We start from the raw sequence: 24,779 nt of genomic DNA on the forward strand, positions 1-24,779 counted from the left end.
ACATCATGCCACGGGATTCCCGGTCGCGCAACCCGGACATGGCGAACACCCCGCGAAATCACCCGCCATATACGTCATAATCGTTGGAATTCCAACGAAACAAGGACGTGCAACTTTTCGGCTGCATCGGCGTGTCGCGACGCCGTATCCAGGGTTCCGGCACCGGATCCGGACACCGGAAAGCCCTCCGCATCACTCCCGAAATCCCGTTCATCGGCGTGTCGCCGCGAACAACGCATCGAGTCCGTCGGCCAGACCATCGACCGGAGGCGCGCCGCCGCCGAACGCGACCGAATCGGCGGCGCGGGCGATCCGGAGAATCACGGCGCGATGCCCGCGATCGTCATCCGACCCTCCCGGCCATACGGCGGCGACGCGATCGGCGATCATCAGGTCGGTGGCGGCGTCATCCCATCGTGCACCGGCCGCACGCCCCTCGCGACGGATCTCGGCCCATGCCATGCGCCACGCGGCCGCACGCGACGCGACGGCACCGTCATCATCGGAATCATCGCCGCCGGAACCGCCGCTGGAAGCGGACTCGGCGCGGCGCGCGGCGGCGACGCAACGCCGGCGACGCCAGGCGCGTACGGCGCGAGGCGCGGCCACGCACGCGACGAGCGCCGCCGCGGCCACGCCGACGGCGAGCGCGACACGCCACCGGACCGGCAACGCCGCGAACCATGCCGCGGGCCGTGCAAGCCAGACGGGCGGACCGGACGCCTCGGACGAACCGCCCGTATCCCCGTCGCGGGAGACGGTGTCGTCGGATTTCGCGGACGCGCCGCCGTCCGCGCCGTTCCGTCGCGTGGACGAGCCGCCGTTCCCCGTCGTATCGAATTCGGTGATGGCGGACCCGTCATCGCCGGTCAACGCGCCCGAGGATCCGGCGGACGACGCGTCAGACGCGGCGGGCGAACCGTCGGACGTCAGCATGCCGTTCTCCTCGCTCGGCGGCGTCACGTCGAACGGTACCCAGCCGACGCCGTCCAGATACGCCTCGACCCACGCGTGCAGCTGACGCGACGCCACCGGGAAATAGCCGTCGGCATCGCGCGCGTTCGTGCCCGCGTTGTAGCCGAGCACGATGCGCGTCGACACGCCCAGCGCGCGCCCGAGCACGGCGAGCGCGGCGGCGTAGTGCTGGCAGTAGCCGGCATGGCCGGTGTCGGGGTCGAGGAAGTCGTCGACGACCTGCATGTTGGAGCGGCCGTCGCCGTCCGGCGCATCCAGCGAATACGTGAAATGGTTGGCCTTGTCGGCGAAATACCCGACGAGCCAGCGCATGGCGCGCACCTGCTCGTCGTAGGTCCCGGCCTTCGCGGCGACGCCGGCCGCGCGCGCCCGGCGCACGACGGCGCGCACATTGGCCGGCAGCGACTTCGGCAGGGACGTGTAGCGGCCCGCTCGGGCCTCCTCGTCGGAGGCGGCGACCATGGCGAGGATGCGGCGCGCCATGCGGCGGTCGTCGGCGGCGGATCCGGCCTCCACGGCGATGGACATGGTGGTGTCGGATTGGAAGAGGATGGTGATGGCGTTCTGCGCCCAGACGGTCGACGCGCCGGACCCGGACCTGCCGTCGATCGACGGCGACGAACCGCGCGCGCCGTCGGAAGAGCCGTCGGAGCCGGTCATGTTCGTGAGGGGCATCACGAGGGTCACGGCGTCGCCGTTCTCGGAGAAGCCGTAGACGATGCCGGCGCCGTCGGCACCGTATCGCGCCTCGAATGCGTCGTCGAAGGCGATGTGGGAGGGATGCTGGGAGTATCGGCCCGCGGAAGGCGTCGTCGTCCCGCCGCCCCACACACGGTCGTTGTCCTGCTCGCCGGAGAACGCCATGCTGTAGGCGCTCACCTTGCCGATGCGCGTGCCGTCGGGGGCGCTCACGACGCCGTCGGCGTCGATGGAGGCGCGGATCACGGCGAACCCGTCGCGTGTCTCTCCCAGTCCCGAATCGGCGATCGCGCGACGCGCCTCCAGCCAGCCGGCGAGCTGGCCGCCGGAATCGTCGCGCTGCCGCTCCAGCGCGGCGACGACCTCGCGCACCGGATTGAGCTCGGAGAATCCGGACGCCGACGAGATGGGATCCAGATACGTGCCGGATACGGCGTACCGCATGCCCGACGATGTCGCGTCGGTGCGGTTGATCATGCTGCCGTCACGGTAGCGCAGCCATGAGGAGCCGACGCCGTTCGCCCCGCTGACGATGCCGGGGACCGGCAGGAAGCGCGAACGCAGCGTGTCGATGCGCACGTTCGCGGTGGTCTCGTAGCGTTCGAGCGTGTGCTCGTCGATGCGGGTGCCGTCAGTGCCGTCAGTGCCGTCGGTGGCTGTGCCAGTGCCGGAGGTGGATGCGGTGTAGCCGGCGTAGCCGAGCAGCCACGCGTAGATGCCGATCGGGTCGCCGGCGCGGCGCTGCTCCATCGTGAGCTCGTCGGACTCGTCGCGGCCGAGACGGATGCCCGAGCCGTACAGACCGGCGTCGATGGCGAGCTCCCGGTCGTAGCCCCACGTGTCGCCATCGAACGCGTCGAGTGTGGTGAGCTTCAGGTACAGGCGGCGGTCGGCGGAATAGCCGAGCACGACCGAATCGGAACCGGCGTCGATGTTGCGTTTCAGGTCGATGAGCGGGCTGACCGTGTTCGACGAGAACATGCCGCCGCCCTCGCCGATCGACAGCGGCACCCGGTAGGCGAGGGTCTCGGCGGCAGGGGTGCAGGCCAAGGTGACGGCCATGACCAGAAGCGCGGCGAATGCGGCGCGCAGGGCCCGCGGCGGTTCCGAGGGGACGGGTGCGGCGGCGGCCGGCGCGTTGCAGGCGGCGGCCGGCGTCGCGGATGCGGGACCCGAACCGGGACCTGAACCGGAGCGAGGACGGGACGCCGACGCCCACACGCTCATCGGGAAGGCGGCGGCGAGCAGGGCGACCGCCCACCAGGGGGCGACATGGCCGAGCATCGCGGAGTCGGCGGCGAGCGCGACGACGGGGAGGACAGCGAACGACGGGACGGCCGGACGCCACAGGAGCAGGCAGCGGATGAGGACGGCGGCCGCGAAGACGACGAGGATCAGCAGGATGTCGGACGCCGGAACGACCTTCAATGGCGGCAGCTGGCGGTCGAGCCGGTCGAATCCGACGGACAGCGCGTCGACGAGGCGGGTCGGGAATCCGGCAAGACCGTCCTGCACGCCCGAGCCCGTAGCGGCCGCACCGCCTGTGCCACCCGCACCGGAGCCGCCTCCCACCGAGCCGGATACGTCGCGTAATCGCGCAACGACCAGTACGACGGCCGTGATTCCCGCCGCGAAGGCGAAGGCCGACACGCGGATCAGAGAGAATCGGACCGGGTGTCCGGACGGCATCGGCACGGTCGAGGCGAGAACGGCGGCGGCGAGCGCCCCGGCGGCGAACCATATCCACCAGCCCGTGGGTTCCACAAGCCCGACGAGCGCCTTGAGCATGACGCCGAAGTACGTCAGCAGGGCGAGCGAGGCGACGATTCGGGGCGTCCGCAGGGCCGTACGCGGTCCGATGGGGCGGATCCGCTTGGTTTCGAGGTGAACCTGTGGAGTTCGGGAGGGGACCTGCATGGTTTCGGGTCGAACGTGCGGGATTTCGGACCCTTCCTGCGTAATCACGACCCGTTCCTGCGGGGTGGGGTCGAGTACACGCACCGAGGCGGCGAGCGACGAGCGGCGCAGGGCATCCGCCAAACCGTTGGAATCACCGGCATCGCAGACCAGCACCCCGACCGGCCCGGAACGGCGCCGGACGATGTTTCCCACCGACGCCGTGCAGGTCGCCGCGGAAATGCTGCACGTTGCCCGCGGAATCGTGCAGGTTGCGCCCCGGACCATGCACATACGTCTGAGGACCATACACGCTCGGGCAAGAACCATACACACTCGTTCGCGGAGACACCCGCGGAGCCGATCGCGGCCACGCGCATCACCCCGCCCGCCGACCGGACGCGCGGCGGCCAGGAACCGCAGGACCGCCCGCTTCCCTTCAACCACATGGACGCCGTCGGTGGCCACCACGTCCATGCCGCGACCCGTGCCATGGCGCGCCTGCGCATACGGCAGCAACGCGGCGACCGCGCCGTCGAGCCGCCGCGCGTCCACGCCGTCCGAACCGTCCACGTTCACGACCAGCAGCAGCGTGGCGCGTTCGTTCCCCTCGCTCTCACGGGTCATCAGCTTGCCGCGACGGGCGCTGTGCCGCCATGCGATCCGTCTGATCGGGTCGCCGGGCTCGTAGCCGCGCACGGCCCCCGAATCCTCCGCGTCCCTCAAGGCGACGGTCCGCCCGGAGACGACGGCGCCCGTCTCCCGCGCGGCCGCATCCGCCGCCTCGGGCAGCACCATCGTCTCCCCCGCGGCGGCGACGCGACGACGCACCACGAACAGGCCGAACGGCGAGCGCCAGCGCAGCAGCGTGCCGACCCGCCGGTACAGGCCGCGTTCACGGGGCAACGCGCCCGCCCACCGGTCGATGACGTTCCCGTATTGGTCGAGGCGCTCATACAACGCCGTGATCGTCACCTCGGACGGCAGCAACAGCCACGGCAACCGCGACAGACGCAACGGCCGCGGCAACCTTGATAGCCGCGGCGATCGTGCCGTGTCCCCGTGCCCGGCCATCGCCCACTGGACCACCGCGGCGGACAGCGACAGCACGATCAGAGAGCCGGCCACGATGACCGTGGCCATCAGCGTGCGCTCGTCCAACAGCAATCCCGCATAGCAGGCGAGCGCGCCGAACACGGCCAATGCCAGGCAGGCGGCCGTGGGACGGATCAGACCATGATGGCGAAGGTCCCACAGGTCAAGCCGCGGAACGCGCCGTGGGGTGCTCCTCCGACCCTGTCCCCGTCCCGAACGCCCCGGCCGTCGCATGGTCATGCCCTCGGGACCGCGGTGCCGCGCACCACGTCGGCGACGACGGCGCGCGCCCGTTCCAGTGCGCCGTCGGCATACCTCATGCCGGTCTCGTCGAGCACGAGCCGGTGGGCGAGCACGGGCACGGCGAGTGTGCGCACGTCGTCGGGCAGCACGTAGGAGCGTCCGTCGACGAACGCACGGGCGCGGGCCATCGCGGCGAGCGCGAGGCTGGCGCGCGGCGATGCGCCGTAGCGCACGCCGTCGCGCCCGCGTGTGGCCTGCGTGATGGCGACGATATAGTCGGCGACCGGACGTTCGAGCGTCACTTCGCGAGCCTTGCGGCGGACGGCGGCCGCCTCGGCGGCGGAGCAGACGCGGTCCACACGGTCGAGCGGGTGCGACCAGTCGTCGGCGGTGAGCATCAGCGCCTCGGCTTCGGCGGTCGGGTAGCCGAATGCCGTGCAGGTCATGAACCGGTCGAGTTGCGCTTCCGGCAGCGGGTAGGTGCCTTCCAGCTCGATCGGGTTCTGCGTGGCGATGACGAAGTACGGGTCGGGCAGCGGGTGGGTTTCGCCGTCGACGCTCACTTGGCGTTCGTTCATCGCCTCGAGCATGGCCGATTGGGTCTTCGGGTTGGCGCGGTTGATCTCGTCGGCGATGACGATGTTCGCGAACAGGGGGCCTGGGTGGAAGACGAACCGGCTTTCGCCCTGCGACCAGATGCTCACGCCGGTCAGATCGCCGGGCAGCATGTCGGGGGTGAATTGGATGCGGCTGACCTCGCCGTCGATGGCGCGGGCGAACGCGCGGGCGAGCGTGGTCTTGCCGACGCCCGGCACGTCTTCGAGCAGCAGATGGCCGCCGGCGACGAACGTGAGGACGGCGAGTTCGATGACGTCCGGCGGGCAGGACAAGGCGTCGCGGAGCATCGCGGCGATGCGCGAGGGGATGCCGGGCGTGTCTATCATGGCTGCGCTCCTTCGACGGGGGCTCGAATCCGCGTCCAGTGTACGGCCGGCGGGCATGGCGTCTCAAATACGCTGCGAGCGGATACGAGAAAAGCCCCGGCAATCCGCCGGGGCTTTCGCAATCGATATACGCGTATGCGCGGGTGTCTCAGCCGAGGATGGCGAGCACGTCGCGGGCGCCGATGATGAGGTAGTCCTCACCCTCGTAGTGCACTTCGGTACCGCCGTACTTGGAGTACAGGACCTTGTCGCCGACCTTGACGTCGACCGGGATGCGCTCGCCCTTGTCATCGCGACGGCCCGGGCCGACGGCGAGGACTTCGCCCTGCTGCGGCTTCTCCTTGGCGTTGTCCGGGATGTACAGACCGGACGCGGTCTGGGTCTCGGCCTCGGCCTGCTTGACGATGATCTTGTCTTCCAGCGGTGTGAGCTTGATCGACACTGTGGGTCACCTCGTATTTCTTGTAGGTTCGATGTCTTCGCGCCGGAAACGCCCAAGAGGCTGACGATCACTTGCACGATCCCAAGCACTGCCTCACATGGTAGCGCGGTTTTTAGCACTCTGCCAACTCGAGTGCTAACGCTGTGAGAGAAACGAACGTCAGGAGCTGCGGCGGGCGAGGATGGCCTGCAGGTCATGGCCCAGCGAATCGGAGGTGGCGGCGGGCACGGCGACCCTCGCCTGTTCCTCGGACTCGTGGAACGCGTTCACGTCGGAGACGCCGGAATCCTGCGGCACCGCGGCGATCACGCTGCCGTCCGAAGCGTCGGACGCGGCGGAAGCGTCGGCAACGGCGGATGATGCGTCGGCGGGCCTGGAAGCGTCGTCCGACGTCTTCCCGGTCGTCTCCCCGGTCTGGGCACCGGATGCGACGCCATCGCCCGCGCCCTTGGCGGGCTCGGTCTCCATGCGCGCCTCCTCGGCGAGCCTCTTCTCCTCGTCGGCGTCCACCGGATCGGCCTTGGCGACCTGACGCATCGACTTGATCTCGCGGCTTTCCGGCGCGGCGGGCTTGTCTTCGGTCACGTTGCGCGGCTCGCCCAGCGAGAAGGAGATGAGGTCCGGCGAGGCGATGGCCATGTCGAACGCGTCAAGGGCCTTCGCCGGACGCACTTCGGCGAGTTCCGTGGTGGCGTCGGAGGGCACGGTCCGGGCGTCCTGCTGCGCGGCGGCGGCCGCCTCGGCATCCGCGGCCGGGACGTCGACCACCTGCACCTCGGGCGCATCGAGCTTGCCGTGCGCGGCCAGCGCCTGACGCTGTTCGATCTCCGCCTGACGCAGCACGCTGCGGATCTCGCGACGTTCCATTTCGGCGGTCGGGACCTCCTCGCCCCGGACAGCACCGGCGACGGCCGAATCATCGGCGATCGCCGAAGCCATCGCCTCGGCGGACCTCCTGAGCCCGTCGGCCTCCATCTTCACCTTGGCGGTCTCGGCGTCGACGTTCCGCGCCTGCGCGCGGGTCCTGGCCATGCGCGAACGGCGTTCGCGGGCGCGCGCCCTGGCGACCTTGCGCTCCCATGCGCGGGCCTGGCCGGCGGCATGGGCACCCAGCACGAGCACGACGGCGTCGAGGGCGACGGGGATCAGGGCGAACCACGGATTGAAATGCAGAGGGAACGCGGCCACGGCGACGACGACGGCGATCAGCAGCAACGACACGACGAGGATCTGGCGACGTCGTACCGCCTGACGGCGCAACCGCCGCACTTCGGCGATGCGCTCGGGGGTAAGCGTGTTCGCGCGCCTCTCGTTCGGCTGCATCAAGACCCCTTTCGCGTAGGTACCGTCATCGCTGAATCGCGTGCCGCTGTGCTCATCGACCAGATGTAGCGACGAGGAGAAGCGATCCTCGCGATGTTCCTCCACATGCCGCATGCTTTTGGCCGTGCGCACCGGCAGCCATGCCACGATTCCGATGAGTACGATGACGAGCACGATGATCGTGCTCAACTGCTCGTAACCCATAATGCTCAAGAATAGGAGACGGTCGTCACATTGTCCGCATTGTGCGGCGGCGTGTCGATTGCCCGCGTAGGGGCGGACGGCGTGGCGGCGTCCGTGGGCGCCGGACCGTCGGCGGCCGCTGGGTCCGCCTGCGCCGCCGTCTCGGACGCGTCGCCGCCGCAGGCGACGAGACGCGCGGCGAACCCGGAGCCCATGTCCTCCGCGATCAGACTGAACGTCTCGTGTGACCGCCACCGGCCGGCCACATACATATAGTTCGCGCGCAACCCCTCGCGTCGTGCGCCCACCTTGCGCACCACGGCGAGGGAACGCGCGTTGTCCGGCAGGATCGCGATCTCCAGGCGGTGCAGGCGGGGCCCGGTCGGGTCCCCGATCGCCCAGTCGGCGAGCATGGCGAGCGCCGTGGGGGCGATGCCGTGCCCGGCGGCGTCCTGCGCCACCCAGTAGCCGACCACGCCGGTGCGCATCGCGCCGTAGGTGATCGCGCCGATCGATATCTGCCCGACGATGCGCATCCTGTATTCGATGAGGAGCACGACGCCCGTGCCGCGTCCCTCGTTGCGGCGTTGGATGGTCATCCACTGGTTGAACGTGATGCCCGGCCCGTGCATCGGGTCGCCGGACTCCCACGGCTTGAGCCATGCGTCGTTGTCCCATCGCACCTCGCTCCACTCGGCCTCGTCGTCGGCGGTCATCGTGCGCAGCGTGATCGGCGGCGCACCGGCTGGAGCGTTGAGGACGACGGGCGTGCGGATGGCGTTCGGATCGGCTGGCGCGAACGCGTGGCGGATGGTCTGGAATACTGACACGCCCACCATTGTGCCACGCGCGCGAAAAACCGACGGCGTATGGTTGCGCGTCATGGGCGGCCGGAACGGCGACGCGGACGGGCGCAGACGGACGAAAGGACGGACGATGGACGACGAACGGGATGAGCGCATCGAGACGAAGCGCCGGCTGCGCCATGAGGCGATAGCGCGGCGCAAGGCGGTGCCCGCTGGGGAACGCGCCGAGGCGGGGGCGCGTCTGGCCGCGCTGATGGGCGACCTGCCCTGGCCCACGGACGACCCCGCCGGCATGACGGTGGCGGCCTACGTCTCGATGGGGTCGGAGGTCGAGCTGCGCCCGCTGCTGGGGGCGCTGCTGGAGGCCGGCGCACGCGTGCTCGTGCCGCTGCTGGGCTCGGGATTGGACGTCGGATGGGGCGTGCTGCGCGACCTCGACGACCTGCGTGCGATGGACGCGGGAGGCGACGGGCATCACAGGCCCGATGAGCCGCCGGTTCCGACGCTGCCGCCCGAGGCGCTGGGCGAGGCCGGTCTGGTGATCGTCCCCACGCTGGCAGTGGACCGTTCGGGCACGCGGCTGGGACGCGGCGGCGGATGGTATGACCGCGCGCTCGGGCATCGCGCGCCGGATGCGCCGGTCGTCGCCGTCTGCTGGCCGTGGGAGCTGCTGGACGCGGATGCCGATCCGCTGCCCCGGGAGCCGCACGATCTGCCGGTGGACGGCGCGCTCACGCCGGACGGCGTGACGATGTTCGCGTGACATCCGCGCCGGATTCCGTTCCGTCGCCCGGCATTGGTCCCGACGTCCGTCCCGGTGCCCGTTCCTGCGTCCATCCCGCCTTCCGTTCCGCATGGTGGAAACCGGCGTTCGCTTCCGGCGGGACGTGTCGCGCGGGCGATTAGGATATGTACGGTTGCATATGCCGGGACACGCGGGGAGCCGCGGGCTTTTCGCCGGATGGCCATGCCGCGGGGTTCCGGGCCGGATTCGTTTCGTTGGAGGATTACGTTGCCTACCTATCATTACCGTTGCAAGAGCTGTGGCTACGATTTCACCGAGCGCCAGTCGTTCGATGACGCGCCGATCACCGTCTGCCCCCAGTGCCATGAGGAGCAGGTGCGCAAGATCTTCTCCGCCGTGCCGATCGAGTTCAAGGGCAGCGGCTTCTACCGCACCGATTCCGGCAAGAAGTGAGTTCCGGTAGGAAGTGAGTGTTCGCTCCCTCACCGGGATTCCCGCGTGGGAGTGGGATGATGCATGACCACGGTCGCGGGGTGCATCGCGGAAAAGGCGGCGTGTCGGATGATGCCATCCGGTGCGCCGCCTTCGTCGTATCCGGGTTTTCGCCGCCTTCAGGATGGGACGCCGCCGCGTCCGTTCGAACAGGATGTGAAGATTCCCGGGGGCTCTATCCACATTGCCGGTACGGCTTGCGCCCGACCATGCCGATGCCCGACGCTGGGCGTATGAGAATACCCGATCCGCCTTGGGCGAGGCTCACACGCCCCACGCTCGCCGCGCGGCGTGCCCGCGCGCGGCTCACCCGGATCGTCGCCGCGTGCTGTGTCATCGTCGTCGCGGTGATCGCGGTGATCCTGGTGGACGTCCTGGTCGCGACGACGGATGTGGTCGTCGCGACGCGCGCGATCCGTCGCGGCGACGTGATCGGAGCCGGTGACGTCGCCGTAGTGGAGACGCCCCGCTCCCCCGTCGTCGCGGGGGCGTTCTCCCACGCCGACGATGTGGTGGGGATGATCGCGCAGAACGATGTGGACGAAAGCCAGCCAATCTTCCCGACGAACGCCCGTGACGCGCCTGTCGTGCCGGGTGGCAGGACGGTGCTTCAGGTGGCGGTGTCGAACGACGCCTCGGCGTTGGTCGCCGGCGACACGGTGCGGCTGGTGTCCGCCATGGGTTGCGGTCAAGCCGATGGTTCATCGGCCGGCGAGCCGGACGGGGAATCGACCGACCGCGAGACGGACGGAGACGCCGGGACCTGCACGATCGCGCAGGACGCATTGGTGATGAAGCGCGCGCGGCACGACGAGAACGGCGCCGGCACGGCGGTCGTCACGATGGCCATGACGCCCGAGGCGGCGGTCAGAGTGATGGCGTCGGCCGAGCTCGGGGCGATCGTCGCCGTGACCCGGTGACCAGTCCGCGCCGGCCCGCAATCCGAGCGATGCCGGAGCTCAGCCCTTCTCGTTGAACACGGCCCAATGCGGCGGCAGTTCTCCGAGGATGCGCTTGTCGTCGTCGGCCTCGCGCTGGCGTTCGGTCATCATGTCCGAAGGCTCCAGCTTGACGCCGTCCGCGTCGAAGCGCTCGGTGCCCTCGCGCACGACGCGCTTGTGCTTGCGCGGCGTGCGACGGGTGGACGAGTACTCGCTCATTGCACCTCCCGGTAGATCTCGCCGACCTTGGCGACGATGCGGTCGACTTCCTTTTCGGGATTGACGAACGAGCCGACGCTCCACACGGTCACGGCGGACCAGCCGAGGGTCATCAGGTCGGCGGTGAGCATGCGGTGGCGTTCGCGCGTCGACTGGATGGACATGTATCCGGCGTCGTCGGTGAGCACGGCCAACGCGAACGGCTTGCCCTTGAGACCGACGACCATCGGGATGGTCAGGCCGTTGTCGTAGCCGTAGTCGATGGCGACGTCGAGGCCACGGGCGCGGATGCGGTCCGCGAGATCGTTGAACAGCGTGTTGTTGCCGGACTCGCGGCACGCCGGCAGCGCCGGCTCGTCGGGCAGATGCTCCGCCCAGGTCAGCAGCGTCTTGAGCAGCTTCACACCGGGCGTGTGGATGCGCTCGTCCTCCATCTCGTCGGAGGTGAACGCGGCGACGATGTCGACGTGATGGTCGGCGAGCGCGAGCGCGTCGAGCAGCATGCCGCGCCCGCCCGTATCCTCCAGGGCGCCGAACTGCTGGAGCAGGCGGCCGTGCGAGGTCTTCGCGTAGCACATCGCGAGAATCACGTCGGTGGCGCGGGCGCCGGCCACCTCGCGGATGCCGACGAGGCGGACGTGGCGCAGGAAGCTGTTCATCGACTTGTCCTTGGCGGCGAGCGCCTTGAGCTCCGCGCCGAGACGCACGCGGAACACGTCGGTGAGCGAGACCACGGTGAGCAGGTAGCTGGCGGGCACGATGGTGAACGAGTGGGCGCGCTCGGTGATGAGCCGCACCACCTCGTCGATCTCCTGCTGGCTGGATTCGACCAGTCCGGTGGCGAACACGGGTGTGCCGGTCGCCTCGACCTTGTGGTAGGCGATGCGCCCGCGCGCCGCGTCGGTGCACACGTCGTAGCGGACGGCGCCGTAGCCTTCGGATTCGAGGAAGGCGCTGAGCCTCGGGGCACGGCGCACCGGGTGCGATTTCACCTCGACGACGGGCAGCGCGTCGATGAGACGCTTCAGCCCGGGGCAGGTGACGGTGTCCCGGTGGGCGATGACGACGATCTGCTTGACGCGCACGACGATGCTGAGCAGTTGGATGGCGGGGATGTGCGCGCACGCGTCGATGATGGCGACGTCGGCGAGCGGCTGCGGCTCGGTGAGCGAGGCGAGCGTGTCCGGCGTGGCCATGAGGATCGGCTTGGCGGCGGCGAGGATCTCCGCGTGGTCGCGGCGGATGCGGTCGAGCGGCATGTGGCCGCGGCCGGCGAGCTTCGTGTGCAGCAGGTTCGCCTCCTGCGTACGGGCGAACAGCAGGTCGCACAGGCGGCGCATCGATTCCTGGGCCACCATGGGGCCGATGGAGCGCACGTGTTCGACGTCGACCTGTTCGAAGCGTTCGGTCGCGTTGGCGAGCACCGAACCGTCCTGATTGGAGATGATCGGCGAGGAGCGGACGATGTCCTCGAACACGGTGGTCCACCAGGCGAGCTGGAGCTCGGCGCCCACGGCGGACGCGTCCACATGGCGGTTGGAGAAGTCGGCGACGAGGTCGTTGAGCCCCACGGCCTGGAACTCGTTCTCGAGACGGCAGCGCTCGGGCAGGTCGTCGAGCGACTTGTGGTCGTCGTACAGGGCCTTGAGCCGGCTCTCCACGTCGTTGAAGTCCTGGGATTCGAGTTCGCCGCCCTTCGGCGTGGTGCTGAGCACCGTGTCGAGCGCGGTCATGTGGCGGGACATGGTCTCCTGCGCGGCGATCATCTGGTCGAGCTTGGGCGGCAGCACCGGCCATCCGCCGTGCGGCACGAGCGAACGCCACTGCTCGGACTGCTTCTTGACGATGATGAGCGCGCCGTGCAGGTCCTCGACCTGGGCGCCGACGCGCAGCAGGGATTTCGCCTCGCGGGTGTGGCGCCGACGCTCCCAGAAGCCCATCGTGGTGCCTTCGGCCTTGCGGTCGGCCTTCGATTTGGTCGCCTCGATCATCGAATCGATGTCGCGTTCGAAGATCTCCGGCTGGAACACGTCGAGCACGCGCCTGAGGTTCTTGAGCACGATGATCTGGCGTTCCCATTCGCGCGCGGTGGCGGGCACGGGGAATCCGCAGGCCTGCACGGTGGAGGCGACGTGCTCGCGCACGGCGGGCAGCACCTTCTGCAGCAGGTCGACGACGCGCTGGTAGGTGTCCACCGCCTCCTGCTCGCTGGTGACGGACGCCTTGTACCAGGCGGTGTCGTCGGGGCCGATCGTGTATTCGCCAACGGCGGCGGCCCGTTCGAGCTTCGCCGTCCATTCGTCGATGTGCCCGGCGACGCTGCGGGCCGTGTTCTCGGACAGGCGCACGTGCGTGGAGGGGTGGGTGGGGGCGACGGAGATCGCCGCCAGGTTCTGGATGGTCTGGTAGGCGGACACGCCCCACTTCTCGCTCACCCCGTGCAGGTCGCCCAGGTATCGGGTGAGCCGCGAGCGCACGCCGACGAGTTCGTCGGCCAGCTGGTCGAAATGCTGCGTGGCCACGCCGGAGCGGAATCCGACGGCGGCGATGAGCTGCCGGTCGATGTCCGCGTTCGCCTGTTCGTCGGCGATGTCGAGCACCATGCCGGACGTCTCGTTGGCGCGCATGACCTGCATGAAACGGCGCTTCTGCTCGGCCACGCCGGGCGCGTACAGCACGGTGCGGCCGTTCATCACGCACCGGGTGGCGATGGCGGCGGCCTGTTCGACCGTGTCCTTGCCGACGGCCCCGTCGACGGCCACGCTGTGGCCGGATGCGGCGAGCTGGGCGGCGTAGCGCACCGTGTTGTCGACGTCGCCCACCTCGTATTCGCTGTGCGGGTCGGCGTCGAACGGACTGTAGTCGGGGATGGGCGCGCCGCGCAGCGTGTCGGCGGCGTCATGGTCGCCGGCGAGCGCGTCGAGCAGCGTGTTGCCGCTCGGGCCTTCGCCCAGCTGGTCGATGATGCGCTGCGTCTCGGTGAGGATCTGCGTGGACGGCTCCATGAAGCAGCCGAGGATGATATGGCGTTCGATGTTGAAGTCGCCGACCGCGGGTTTCACGCGCTTCGCGATCTCGGCGAACACGGCGGACGTCTCGGGGGACCCGGACGCGTAGTGCGACCCGTCGAACAGGTAGTCGGCGTCGAGCGTGACACCGGCCTCGCGCATCGCGTCGACGAACGACGCGTTGAGCGTCACCGTGCCGGTGAACGCGATCGTCGACTGTCCGGGCGTCGCGGCGGCGACGGCCTGCACCGGGTAGAGCAGCACCGGACGCGCGTTGCCGTGCCAGGTGGCGATGCCGACGACGAGCGACAGTTCGGCGACGCCGCTCACGCGCCTTTTGGCGGCGCGGTCGTCGAGCACGCGGCCGAGACGGCGTTCCGCGGCGCGCAGCATGCCGTTGTCGCGGAACAACGATTCGAGCGTGACATGCCCGGAGGCGAACAGCTGGGCGATGCCCGAGGGGTGCGCGTGCGTCAGGTCGAGCTGCGCGGCGAGCTGGTTGACGTCCTCCAGCGGGGAGGGCGCAAGTGCCGCCTTGTACTGGTCATGCCACTGCTGCAGCCAGTCGAGCGTGGGTTTCGTGGATTGTGCGCTCATCGTCCGGTCCCTTTCACTTTCCGACCGCTTCACGGTAGTCCTGGTAGCCCACGTTGTGCGCGAGCGCCTCGTCGATGTCGGCGTCGCCCTGAGCGGCGAGCCAGGCGTACAGGTCGTCGTACAGCGCGGGGTTCATCGCGAGGAAGGGCAGCAGCTCCGCGTGGCGGGCCATCTCGAACTGGAGGGTCATGTCGGTGGTGTGGCGGGCGTCCTCGGAGGTGAGACCGTCCACTTCGATCATCGGGGTCTGCGGCTTGCCGAACTCGCCTTTGGAGACCTTGTCGAACACGGAACCGGGTTCGAATGCCGGCTTGTAGACGCCGGTGGCATCATCGTCGTAGCCGACGGACGCCGTCTCCCGGGTCGCGCCGACGACGATCGGCGTGGTCGTGTCCTCCGACGGCGCGGATTCGGCCACGGTCTCGGCATCGGCGGACACGGCGGGTTCCGGGGACACGGGGTCGGCGGACACGACGGGACGCGACATGACGGGCATGGAGGATGCGATGGGGGCCATCACGGCCGTCGCTTCCGGCGCGGCATCCGGTACGGCGGAGGGCTCGCTCATCGCGTCGGCGAACAGGTCGCGGGGCGAAACCGGATCGGCCGCCTCGACGACGTGCAGCGGCACCGAATCCGTCGAAGGCTCCTGGACGACGGCGCCACCGGGGACGCCGGAGACACCGGAATCGTCCGGACCGGCTCCCGTGGCCGCGGAGGCGCCGGACGCCGCGACATCGGCGACATCCGGTGCCGGCGTGACGGGGAGGTCGGTGCGGGAATCCGCTTCGGAGAACACGATCGGCGGCTCGTCCTCGTCCCGGTCGTCCCGATCGTCCTGACGGTCGGCCGGCGAGGTGACCTGCGCGAACGTGAGCGGCTCGATGTCGGCGATGCGCGCCAACGGCGAGGAGGTCGCGGCGTGACGGGCGTTCTGCGCGTTGAACACGGCCGTGGGCTCGCCCGCACGCAGGTCGAGGATCTCGTCGACGGACATGTCCGCCGCATCCGGCTCCTGACGGGTCGTCGCGGCCGTGGAATAGTCGAACAGGTTCGGCACCTCGGCTTCGGGGCGCGTATCCGGCTCGACGCGGACGAAATCGACCGGCACGTCGCCGAACTGGATGCGCATCGGCGAGGACGGCAGCGGCACGTCGCGGCCGGCGGGCAGACGCATGAGCTCGCCCTTCTCGTTCACCACGTAGGAGCCGTTCGTCGAGTTCAGGTCGCGCAGCACCGCGCCGCCGTCGGCCGCCACGGAGAACCGCGCGTGACGCTTCGACATGGATTTGGTCGCGTCGTCGACCTCCAGACGGGCGATGCCCTCATCCGGCAGGGGGCGCAGCGGCTTGCGGCCGATTTCCAGGCTTTCGCCCGGACGCACGTTCACCTGGTCCCCGCCCGCGACCTTCAATCGCCACTGGCTCGCCGTCTGCTCACTCACCGCGCGGCCTCCCTTTCTGATGATTTCACGCACTGTTTCCTATTGTGTCATGCCCCGGCGCATTTGTTCGCATTATCGTCCGACGAATCGACAGAATCCGCCCGGATACGGGAAACCCCGCATCCGAAACGACGGATGCGGGGTTCCTGCACGAAGAAACGTGCGAAGCTGGTAATGAGCGGCCTTCCCGACCGCGTGCATTACTTGAGCTCGACGGTGGCGCCAGCGGCCTCGAGCTGCTCCTTGGCCTTCTCGGCGTCTTCCTTCTTGGCCTTCTCGAGGACGGCCTTCGGAGCGCCGTCGACGAGGCCCTTGGCCTCGGCGAGGCCCAGGTTGGTGATGGCGCGGACGGCCTTGATGACCTGGATCTTCTTGTCGCCGACGGCGGAGAGGATGACGTCGAACTCGTCCTTCTCCTCCTCGGCCGGGGCGGCGGCACCGGCAACGGCGGCAACGGCGGCGACCGGGGCGGCGGCCTCGACGTCGAACTTCTCCTCGAAGGCCTTGACGAACTCGGAGAGCTCGACCAGGGTCATCTCGCCGAAGGCTTCCAGCAGCTCATCGTTGGTGTACTTAGCCATTATGGCTTCCTTTCGATCTTTGGCGGCGGACAGGTTGAAGAGGTGCGTCCGTCACCTAAAAACTTGGTTTCTTTTCAGTTATGACCGTTCGGCTCATGCGGCGGGGACGAACCCGCGCCAGGCATGGATCAGGCGGCCTTCTCCTGCTTCTCGCGCAGCGCATCGATCGTACGCACGGCCTTGGTCGGCAGAGCGTTGAACAGGTACGCGGCCTTGGACATCGTGGCCTTGATGTCGCCGGCGAACTCGGCGAGCAGCTGCGGGCGGGACTTGAGATCCGCCAGCTTGGTGGCGCCTTCAGCGTCGTAGACGGTGCCATCGGCATAGCCGCCCTTGATGATGAGGGCTTTGTTCTCCTTGGCGAAGTCACGGATGGTCTTCGCAGCCTCGATGAAGTCGCCCTTCACGAAGGTGATGGCGGTCGGGCCGGCGAGAATCTCGTCGAGACCCTCGATGCCCGCTTCCTTGGCGGCGATGCGTGCCAGCGTGTTCTTTGCCACAGTGTAGGAAGTATCGCGGCCTAGCTTTTCACGCAGATCGGAGATCTGCGGAACGGTAAGCCCGCGGTACTCGGTCAGGTAGACCGCGTCAGCATCACGGAACTGAGCCGTAAGCTGAGCGACCACCGCTTCCTTTTCGGGCCTCTTCATGGCGTTCCTTCCTAAGTCGGCCGTTGACCTGAGGTTCGGACGCCCCACCGGGCAATAAAAAAGCCCTGCACGCAGGCAGAGCAACATAAGGCCGTTTCCGGCTCACCCGTAAATGGGCTTATATCTCTCAACCTGCGTTGGCTCGGCATGCCGAACTTCGGAGATGCACTCACGCGCACCTCAACCAACGGTCTGTGGTTTACGAGTGGATAAATTACGTGGGGTCACGGACAACGCATCACATGGGCGTGTCGCGCCTCACTTTGTCCGGGTCTCTCCCTCAGTCGGCTCCGCCGACAGCTCCCTCGTCAGAGGAAGCCGCCCCCGGGCCCCAGTCACCGATCACAACGTGGCCGCGTACTGGGCGACGGAGGCGGCGACCTCCCTGAGGTAGTCGAGGGAACGACGCCAATGGCCGGGCACCTCGATCGAATGGTTCGCATCCGGGTACTCGTGCACGTGCGGGGTCAGCGCGTCCGCACGCGCACGGTCATAGAACGGATCGGCGGTGCCGGCGCACACGAGTGGCGCCGGACCGGGATAACGCGACGTGCGCCACCGTTCCAGCTCGGCCTCGCCACCCGCGAGTGCGGCGGCGTCGCCGTCGACGACCGCGCGCGCGACGCCGACCGCCGGCGCGTCCGCCTCCGCCATGATGTCGTCGCCGACGCGCGGCACCGGGATGACGCGCGCGGACGGGTCGAAGTCCGCGTGATGCAGCACCGGCGTCAGCAGCACGAACGGCAGGCCGAACGTCGTGGCGACGTGCGGATAGGTCATCGTCGTGAGCGACTTGCCGATGAGCAGCAGCCGCGGCGGACGTTCCGACGGAGCCGCCTCGGCGCGCACGGACGCCACCCACCCGTCGATCGCCTCGTTCAGGAGCGGGATCACCGTCGACAGGTCGTCGGAGGCGTGGGCGACGTTCATGCGGTCGATGCGCCAGCCGTCCTCCACGAGCGCCTGCGCCGACCAGTACAGCAGCGGACGGTCGCAGTTGTAGCCGGTGCCCGGCATGAGCAGCACGCGGCCACGCTCCTGACCGGGATGCACCGTGTTCTTCCTCCACGCGCGAATCGACACCTCTACCGCAGGCTTGCCCATCTCTCCCCCATCATGCGAGACCTATCTTCCGCCGCCCAGTCTAACCCCGCCGCCCCCGTTCCCGCGCAACGCGCCCGCGATATAATCGGCCACGGCTTTGCCAACCATTCCAAGGAAAGAAGAGAATATGGAGAAGTTCTTCCACCTGAAGGAGAACGGCACGACGGCCTCCACCGAGATCCTGGCCGGTCTGACCACGTTCTTCGCGATGGCGTACATCATCGTCGTCAACCCGCAGATCCTGTCGTCCACGGGCATGCCGTGGGGCGGCGTCTTCCTCGCCACGATCATCGCGGCGATCATCGGCACGCTCGTCATGGGCCTGTTCGCCAACGTGCCGTACGCGCAGGCGGCCGGCATGGGCCTCAACGCGTTCTTCACGTACACCGTCTGCTTCGGCCTCGGATTCACCTGGCAGGAGACGCTGTGCATGGTGTTCCTGTGCGGTCTGATCAACATCATCATCACCGTCACCAAGATCCGCAAGATGATCATCATGGCGATCCCCGAGCAGCTGCAGCAGGCGATCGGCGGCGGCATCGGCCTGTTCGTCGCCTACGTGGGCATGCTCAACGTCGGCCTGATCACCTTCACCCCGAAGGACACAAAGGCCGCCGGCAAGGGCCTCGCCACCGCCGCGACGCCGGGCCTGGCCACGTTCAACACCCCGGTGCTGTGGGTGTTCCTCATCGGCCTGATCCTCGCCGTCGTGTTCACCGTGATGAAGGTCAAGGGCGGCATGCTGCTGGCCATCATCATCACCACGATCGTCGGCATCCCGTTCGGCGTGACCAACTTCGGCTCCGCCCAGTCCCTGTCGCAGACGTTCTCCGAGCTGCCGACCACGTTCGGCGCGATCTTCACGCCGCAGGGCTTCCCGGCGCTGTTCTCCGACCCGGCGAAGCTGCCGCTCGTGATCGTCACGATCTTCGCGTTCTCCATGTCCGACACGTTCGACACGCTCGGCACGTTCCTCGGCACCGGCCGCCGCACCGGTATTTTCTCCCTCGAGGACGAGAAGGCCCTGGAGAACGGCTCCGGCTTCTCCTCCAAGATGGACAAGGCCCTGTTCGCCGATTCGATCGCCACCTCCATCGGCGCGATCTGCGGCACCTCGAACACCACCACCTACGTGGAGTCCTCCGCGGGCATCGCGGCGGGCGGCCGCACCGGCCTGACCTCCGTGGTCGTCTCCATCTGCTTCGCGCTGTCGATCTTCCTCGCGCCGGTCATCTCCGCCGTGCCGTCCGCCGCGACCGCCGGCGTGCTCGTCATCGTCGGCTGCATGATGGCCGCCTCCCTCAAGGAAGTGGACTGGACGAACATCGAGGACGCGATCCCGGCGTTCTTCGCCACCGCGTTCATGGCGTTCTCCTACTCGATCTCCTACGGCATCGCCGGCGGCTTCATCATGTACTGCATCGTGAAGACCTGCAAGGGCAAGGCCAAGGACGTCCACCCGATCATCTGGATCGTGGCCGCGCTGTTCGTCATCGACTTCGTGTGCATGGCGATCCTGTGATTGCGTAGTCACGTGGGTTCCCACGTTCAGGGCCCGTGCCGTCCACCGGTTCCGGCGGTCCGGCACGGGCCCTGTTTATTTATGTAAGAAATCCCAGTGAGGATTTACATATCATCTTGTGCCGAGGGACGATGAATTTGCCCCTCGGCACAGCATTTGGGTTGTTATTGATTGAGGGGCAGGAATTCTTGCCCCTCGGCACGGATTGTGCGGAAATCGGCGTCGAGGGACACGCGGACGACCTGCAAGCACGGAAGGCGCTTCGTCAAATCGTTGGAAAATAGCGGATTGTGGTGAGCGTTCGCCCTTACGACGCGTGGGAGACCCGCCCCTCGATGGAGAAAAGGGTGCATATCGCGTCGAAGGACAACGAAAATCGTCCCTCGATGACGCAATAGGCTTTTCATTCGTCGAGGGACAACAATCCCCGTTCCTTCGGCGTATGAAAAAGCCCCGGCACGCGCCGGGGACGATCAGTCATGCGCCGGCGACCCGCGTACGCGGTGTCCACCGAAAACGGGGAAGCCCCGCCGCGTACATATGCGATGCACATGTACGGAGCGGGGCTTTCCTCATGCTGCGACGGCGATATCCGTCGCGCGCGAATACGGACTCGCCTACGGCGAGACCGGTTCCTGCCTCACGGCTGTCGCCGTTCGGCCTCGGCTACGGACAGCCCACCGGGCTGTCCGCTTCGCGCCTCGGCAGCTGCGCCGCTGATCGGTAACAGAAAAGCCCCGCACAAGGCGGGGCCGTTCTGTTACCGATCAGCCGAAGCGGCCGGAGATGTAGCGCTCGGCCTCTTCGTTCTGGGGGTTGTTGAACATCGTGGTGGTGTCCGCGAAGTACTCCAGGTGGCCGGGCTCGCCGACGGCCTTCAGGTTGAAGAACGCGGTGAAGTCGGCGATACGGGCGGCCTGCTGCATGTTGTGGGTGACGATGACGATGGTGTAGTCGTCCTTGAGCTCGTTGATCAGATCCTCGACGGCCAGGGTCGAGATCGGGTCGAGGGCGGAGCACGGCTCGTCCATCAGCACGACCTGCGGGTGGACGGCCACGGCGCGGGCGATGCACAGACGCTGCTGCTGGCCGCCGGACAGGCCGATGCCCGGGTTGTCGAGACGGTCCTTGACCTCGTTCCACAGGTTGGCGCCGCGCAGGGCCCACTCGACGAGGTCGTCGGCGTCGGACTTGTTGAGGTGCTTGTTGTTCAGGCGCACGCCGGCGAGCACGTTCTCGCGGATGGACATCGTCGGGAACGGGTTCGGGCGCTGGAAGACCATGCCGACGTCACGGCGGACGGAGACCGGGTCCACGTCCTTGTCGTACAGGTTCTTGCCTTCGAGCAGGACCTCGCCCTCAACGTGGGCGCCGGGGATGAGCTCGTGCATACGGTCCAGGGTGCGCAGCACGGTGGACTTGCCGCAGCCGGACGGTCCGATGAACGCGGTCACCTTGTTCGGCTCGATGTTGATGTTCACATCCTCCACGGCGAGGAAGTCGCCGTAGTAGATGTTCTCGTGGTTGACGTCAATGCGTTGTCCCATGATGAATTCCTTTTGGTTTGCTTACGATGCGTTACGTTTCGCGGGGGCCTGAGGCTCAGCGGCCGGTCTTGACGGCGAAGACCTTGGCGACGAGACGGCCGATGAGGTTGAGGAGCAGCACGATGATGATCAGCACGAGGGCGGCGGCCCAGGCGCGTTCCATCGGGATGGTCGGCACGCAGGCGGCGGTCGCATGGGCCGGGCAGTTCGCGTTGAGCTTCGAGTACTCCTGGTAGACGAACACCGGCAGGGTGGTCATCTGGCCGGAGAACAGGTTCACGTTGGTGCTGGAGATGTAGCCGGCGGTCATGAGCAGCGGGGCGGTCTCGCCGATCACTCGCGCGATGGCGAGGATGCAGCCGGAGACGATGCCCGGCAGGGCGGTGCGCAGCACGATCTTGGTGATCGTGCGCTGCTTGGTGACGCCGAGGGCCAGCGAGGCCTCGCGCAGATCGTTCGGGACGATCTTGAGCATCTCCTCGCAGGACTTGACGACGGTCGGCAGCATGAGCAGCGACAGTGCGACGGAGCCTTCGAAGCCGTTGATCGTACCGGGGCCGAACACGATGGTGAACATCGAGAAGGCGAACAGACCGGCGACGATGGACGGGATGCCGCTCATCACGTCGACGAGCAGGGAGATCGTCATGGCGAGCTTGCCGCCGTGCGCGTACTCGACGAGGTACACGGCGCACATGATGCCGATCGGGATGGAGATGACCATGGCGCCGCCGGTGATCTCGAGCGTGCCGATGATCGCGTGGAGCACGCCGCCGTAGCCGCCGGACGGGGTCGGGTTGCCGCCGACCACGCCGGTCATGTTGTAGGACAGGAAGTTGAGGTTCAGTCGCTTCAGGCCGTTGACGATGGTGGTCCACAGCACGGAGATCAGCGGCAGGCAGGCGATGACGAAGGCCAGGCCGATCAGGCCGGTCATGAAGAGATCCTTGCGCTTGCGGGCGTTCTCCGAGGAGCGGGTCGGACGGAACTTGTCGAAGTCGATGACGGGCGCGCCGTCGAGGTTCTTCTTCTTGGTCGCGGTTGCTTCAGCCATCAGACGCTCGCTTTCTCGGTGATCTTACGGGCGACGTAGTTGACCACGAACGTGATGAGGAACAGGATCAGACCGGTTCCGATCAGCGTGGAGACGCCCAGATCGTTCGCTTCGGGGTACTGCGCGGCGATGTTCGCGGCGATGGTCTGGTTCTGCGAGGCCTGCAGCAGCTTGATGGAGTAGGTGAGGCCCGGCGACAGGATCATCAACACGGCCATCGTCTCGCCGAGGGCGCGGCCGAGGGCCAGCATGGAGGCGGACACGATGCCGGACTTGCCGAACGGGATCACGGCCAGCTTGATCATCTCCCACTTGGTGGCGCCCAGACCGTAGGCGGCCTCCTGCTGGAGGGTCGGGGTCTGGAGGAAGATGTCGCGCGACATGGAGGTGATGATCGGCAGGACCATGACGGCGAGCACGACGGCGACGGTCGCGACCGTGCGCTGCGGGTTGGCGGCGGGGCCGGCGAAGAACGGGATGATGCCGAGGTAGTGGGCCACCCAGTTCCAGAACGGGTAGATGGCCGGCACGAGGATCAGGCCGCCCCACAGACCGTAGATGACGGAGGGGATGGCGGCGAGCAGGTCGACCACGTAGCTCAGTGCGGTGGCGATCTTCTTCGGCGCGTAGTGCGAGATGAACAGGGCGATGCCGATCGAGACGAAGAACGCGATCAGCAGGGCGAGGATGGAGACGAGCACGGTGCCGAAGAGCAGCGGGAGCACGTAGCCCCAGAAGCTCGATGTCTTGCCACCGGTGAAGCTCGAGATGGTGGCGCTGTTGGCGGCCTGGTCACCGCCGATGAGCGGCCACGCGCGGAAGAAGAGGAACAGGAACACGGCGGCGAGCACGACGAGGATCAGGATGCCGCAGGCATACGCGATGCCCTTGAACACCTTGTCCGCCGTTTTGCCGCCGGCCGGCTGCATGACCGGTGTGTCTTGCGAACTCACGGATTCTCCTTAGTGGAAATTGGTGCGTGTTGCGAGTGCGTGAGGACCTTCATGGCACGGTTTCCGAAACCGGCTGTGAGCCGCAGCCGTTCGCACGACTGCGGCTCACAGATTCGGTGTCTTCAGTTAAGCTAATCGGACCGTGCCGGGCCGTCCGTACGGGCGGCCGGTGAGGGTCGTCACTTGGTCTTGATGACTTCGATCGACTTGGTGATCTTGTCGGTCAGGCTGGACGGCAGCGGAGCGGAGCCAGCGGCGTCTTGGGCGGCCTTCTGGCCGTCGGAGGAGGTCACGTAGGTCAGCCACGCCTTGGCGAACTCGCCCTGCTTGGCGTCCTTGTAGGCCGGGCAGGCGATCATGTAGGACACGAGGACGATCGGGTAGGCGCCCTTGGCGGTGGTCTCGTGGTTGATCTTAACGACCACGCGGTTCTCGCCCTTGGCGGAGGAGTCGAGCTCGGAATCCTCGATGACCTTGGAGCCGGCCTCGGCGGAGATCTCGTTGTAGGTGTCGCCGACCTTCACGGCGACGGTGCCGAGCTTGCCGACCTGGGAGAAATCGGCGTAGCCGATGGTGCCGTCGGCCTGCTGCACGGTGGAGATCACGCCCGAGGTGCCCTTGGCGCCCTGGCCGACGGAGTTCGGCCAGTTCTCGGACAGGTCGTAGCTCCAGTCGTTCGGGGCGGCGTCCTTGAAGTAGGAAACGAAGTTCTGGGTGGTGCCGGACTTGTCGGAGCGGTGCACGACGGTGATGTCGGTGTCGGGCAGCTTCAGGTCCTTGTTCTGGTCGGCGATGGCCGGGTCGTTCCACTTGGTGATCTTGCCGTCGAAGATCTTGGCGATGGTGGAGGCGTCGAGGTCGATGTGCTTGCCGGCGTCGGACACGCCCTTGAGGTTGAAGACCACGGCAATCGGGGAGATGTACACCGGCACGTCGAAGGCGGTGCCGGAGGCGCACACGGCCTTGGACTGGGAGACCTCGTCGTCGGACAGGGCCTTGTCGGAGCCGGCCCACGCGGTGGCGCCGGTGAGGAAGGTGGAGACGCCAGCGCCGGAACCGGACGGGTTGTAGGCGATCTTGGCGTCCGGGTTGGTGCCCTGGAAGGCGGCGGTCCAGGCCTCGACGGCGGCCTGCTGGGAGGAGGCGCCGGCGCCGGCGAAGTTGCCGGAGATCGGCTCAGACTTGGTGGCGGAATCGGAGCCGCCGTTGGAAGTGGAGGCGGTGTTGTCGCCGCAGGCCGCGAGGCCGGCCAGCATCACGATGCCGGACAGGGCGGCAATGGAGCGAACGAGGATGTTCTTACGCATTGTTTCTTT

The 24,779-nt window shown here is 67.8% G+C and carries 18 protein-coding genes and 1 pseudogene; 4 read left to right on the forward strand and 15 right to left on the reverse strand.

Annotated elements, in window-relative coordinates; translation table 11 throughout:
* Positions 1-210 precede the first annotated feature (210 nt).
* From AC1AYP_RS09720 to AC1AYP_RS09740, 5 genes and pseudogenes are all read right to left on the reverse strand, one after another.
* The gene (locus AC1AYP_RS09720; RefSeq protein WP_476547748.1) at positions 211-4,767 is read right to left on the reverse strand and encodes a transglutaminaseTgpA domain-containing protein; all 4,557 of its coding nucleotides are present in this window, start codon (positions 4,765-4,767) and stop codon (positions 211-213) included.
* A gap of 134 nt (positions 4,768-4,901) precedes the next feature.
* A complete protein-coding gene (locus AC1AYP_RS09725) occupies positions 4,902-5,852 on the reverse strand; it encodes an AAA family ATPase (RefSeq protein ID WP_476547720.1) in 951 nt (316 codons plus the stop codon).
* A 148-nt stretch (positions 5,853-6,000) separates the two neighbouring features.
* Positions 6,001-6,294: a co-chaperone GroES gene (gene groES, locus AC1AYP_RS09730; protein ID WP_034527158.1), complete on the reverse strand. Its 294-nt coding sequence runs from the start codon at positions 6,292-6,294 to the stop codon at positions 6,001-6,003.
* Positions 6,295-6,453: 159 nt separating this feature from the next.
* Complete coding sequence (locus AC1AYP_RS09735) at positions 6,454-7,821, reverse strand: hypothetical protein (RefSeq protein ID WP_476547721.1); 1,368 nt, start codon at positions 7,819-7,821, stop codon at positions 6,454-6,456.
* A gap of 155 nt (positions 7,822-7,976) precedes the next feature.
* Positions 7,977-8,630: pseudogene (locus AC1AYP_RS09740) on the reverse strand (GNAT family N-acetyltransferase); the annotation flags it as partial.
* A gap of 106 nt (positions 8,631-8,736) precedes the next feature.
* Between AC1AYP_RS09740 and AC1AYP_RS09745 the strand changes: the two are divergent.
* The 3 genes from AC1AYP_RS09745 (at position 8,737) to AC1AYP_RS09755 (ending at position 10,763) form a co-directional block, all read left to right on the forward strand.
* Complete coding sequence (locus tag AC1AYP_RS09745) at positions 8,737-9,369, forward strand: 5-formyltetrahydrofolate cyclo-ligase (RefSeq protein WP_476547722.1); 633 nt, start codon at positions 8,737-8,739, stop codon at positions 9,367-9,369.
* A gap of 249 nt (positions 9,370-9,618) precedes the next feature.
* Positions 9,619-9,804 carry an FmdB family zinc ribbon protein gene (locus AC1AYP_RS09750; protein WP_034527156.1) on the forward strand — a complete coding sequence of 62 codons (186 nt, stop codon included), beginning with the start codon at positions 9,619-9,621 and terminating at the stop codon, positions 9,802-9,804.
* A 272-nt stretch (positions 9,805-10,076) separates the two neighbouring features.
* Positions 10,077-10,763 carry an SAF domain-containing protein gene (locus AC1AYP_RS09755; RefSeq protein ID WP_476547723.1) on the forward strand — a complete coding sequence of 229 codons (687 nt, stop codon included), beginning with the start codon at positions 10,077-10,079 and terminating at the stop codon, positions 10,761-10,763.
* Positions 10,764-10,802: 39 nt separating this feature from the next.
* Here the strand turns inward: AC1AYP_RS09755 and AC1AYP_RS09760 are convergent, their stop codons facing one another.
* The 6 genes from AC1AYP_RS09760 to AC1AYP_RS09785 form a co-directional block, all read right to left on the reverse strand.
* Positions 10,803-11,003, reverse strand: a complete 201-nt coding sequence (locus AC1AYP_RS09760) for a hypothetical protein (protein WP_476547725.1) — start codon at positions 11,001-11,003, stop codon at positions 10,803-10,805.
* Complete coding sequence (locus tag AC1AYP_RS09765; protein ID WP_476547726.1) at positions 11,000-14,608, reverse strand: helicase; 3,609 nt, start codon at positions 14,606-14,608, stop codon at positions 11,000-11,002. The genes AC1AYP_RS09760 and AC1AYP_RS09765 overlap by 4 nt, the downstream gene beginning before the upstream one ends.
* 13 nt (positions 14,609-14,621) lie before the next feature.
* Entirely contained in the window at positions 14,622-16,052 is a 1,431-nt protein-coding gene (locus AC1AYP_RS09770) for an FHA domain-containing protein (protein WP_476547728.1), read from the reverse strand.
* A gap of 200 nt (positions 16,053-16,252) precedes the next feature.
* Positions 16,253-16,633, reverse strand: a complete 381-nt coding sequence (gene rplL, locus AC1AYP_RS09775) for a 50S ribosomal protein L7/L12 (RefSeq protein ID WP_101621482.1) — start codon at positions 16,631-16,633, stop codon at positions 16,253-16,255.
* A gap of 128 nt (positions 16,634-16,761) precedes the next feature.
* Positions 16,762-17,283 carry a 50S ribosomal protein L10 gene (rplJ, locus tag AC1AYP_RS09780; RefSeq protein ID WP_034527148.1) on the reverse strand — a complete coding sequence of 174 codons (522 nt, stop codon included), beginning with the start codon at positions 17,281-17,283 and terminating at the stop codon, positions 16,762-16,764.
* 342 nt (positions 17,284-17,625) lie between these two features.
* Positions 17,626-18,387, reverse strand: coding sequence for a hypothetical protein (locus AC1AYP_RS09785; protein ID WP_476547729.1), 762 nt, complete (start codon positions 18,385-18,387; stop codon positions 17,626-17,628).
* Positions 18,388-18,514: 127 nt separating this feature from the next.
* Between AC1AYP_RS09785 and AC1AYP_RS09790 the strand changes: the two genes are divergently transcribed.
* Positions 18,515-19,909, forward strand: coding sequence for an NCS2 family permease (locus AC1AYP_RS09790; protein WP_476547731.1), 1,395 nt, complete (start codon positions 18,515-18,517; stop codon positions 19,907-19,909).
* A 767-nt stretch (positions 19,910-20,676) separates the two neighbouring features.
* Here the strand turns inward: AC1AYP_RS09790 and pstB are convergent.
* From pstB to pstS, 4 genes are all read right to left on the reverse strand, one after another.
* On the reverse strand, positions 20,677-21,456 hold the full coding sequence (gene pstB, locus AC1AYP_RS09795; RefSeq protein ID WP_055427879.1) for a phosphate ABC transporter ATP-binding protein PstB: 780 nt from the start codon (positions 21,454-21,456) through the stop codon (positions 20,677-20,679).
* Between the two features lie 55 nt (positions 21,457-21,511).
* Complete coding sequence (pstA, locus tag AC1AYP_RS09800) at positions 21,512-22,510, reverse strand: phosphate ABC transporter permease PstA (protein WP_476547732.1); 999 nt, start codon at positions 22,508-22,510, stop codon at positions 21,512-21,514.
* The gene (gene pstC / locus AC1AYP_RS09805) at positions 22,510-23,463 is read right to left on the reverse strand and encodes a phosphate ABC transporter permease subunit PstC (RefSeq protein WP_476547734.1); all 954 of its coding nucleotides are present in this window, start codon (positions 23,461-23,463) and stop codon (positions 22,510-22,512) included. Before pstC ends, pstA begins: the two co-directional genes overlap by 1 nt.
* A 179-nt stretch (positions 23,464-23,642) precedes the next feature.
* Positions 23,643-24,770: a phosphate ABC transporter substrate-binding protein PstS gene (pstS, locus tag AC1AYP_RS09810; RefSeq protein WP_476547735.1), complete on the reverse strand. Its 1,128-nt coding sequence runs from the start codon at positions 24,768-24,770 to the stop codon at positions 23,643-23,645.
* Positions 24,771-24,779 lie beyond the last annotated feature (9 nt).

The organism is Bifidobacterium sp. LH_424 (assembly GCF_056356895.1).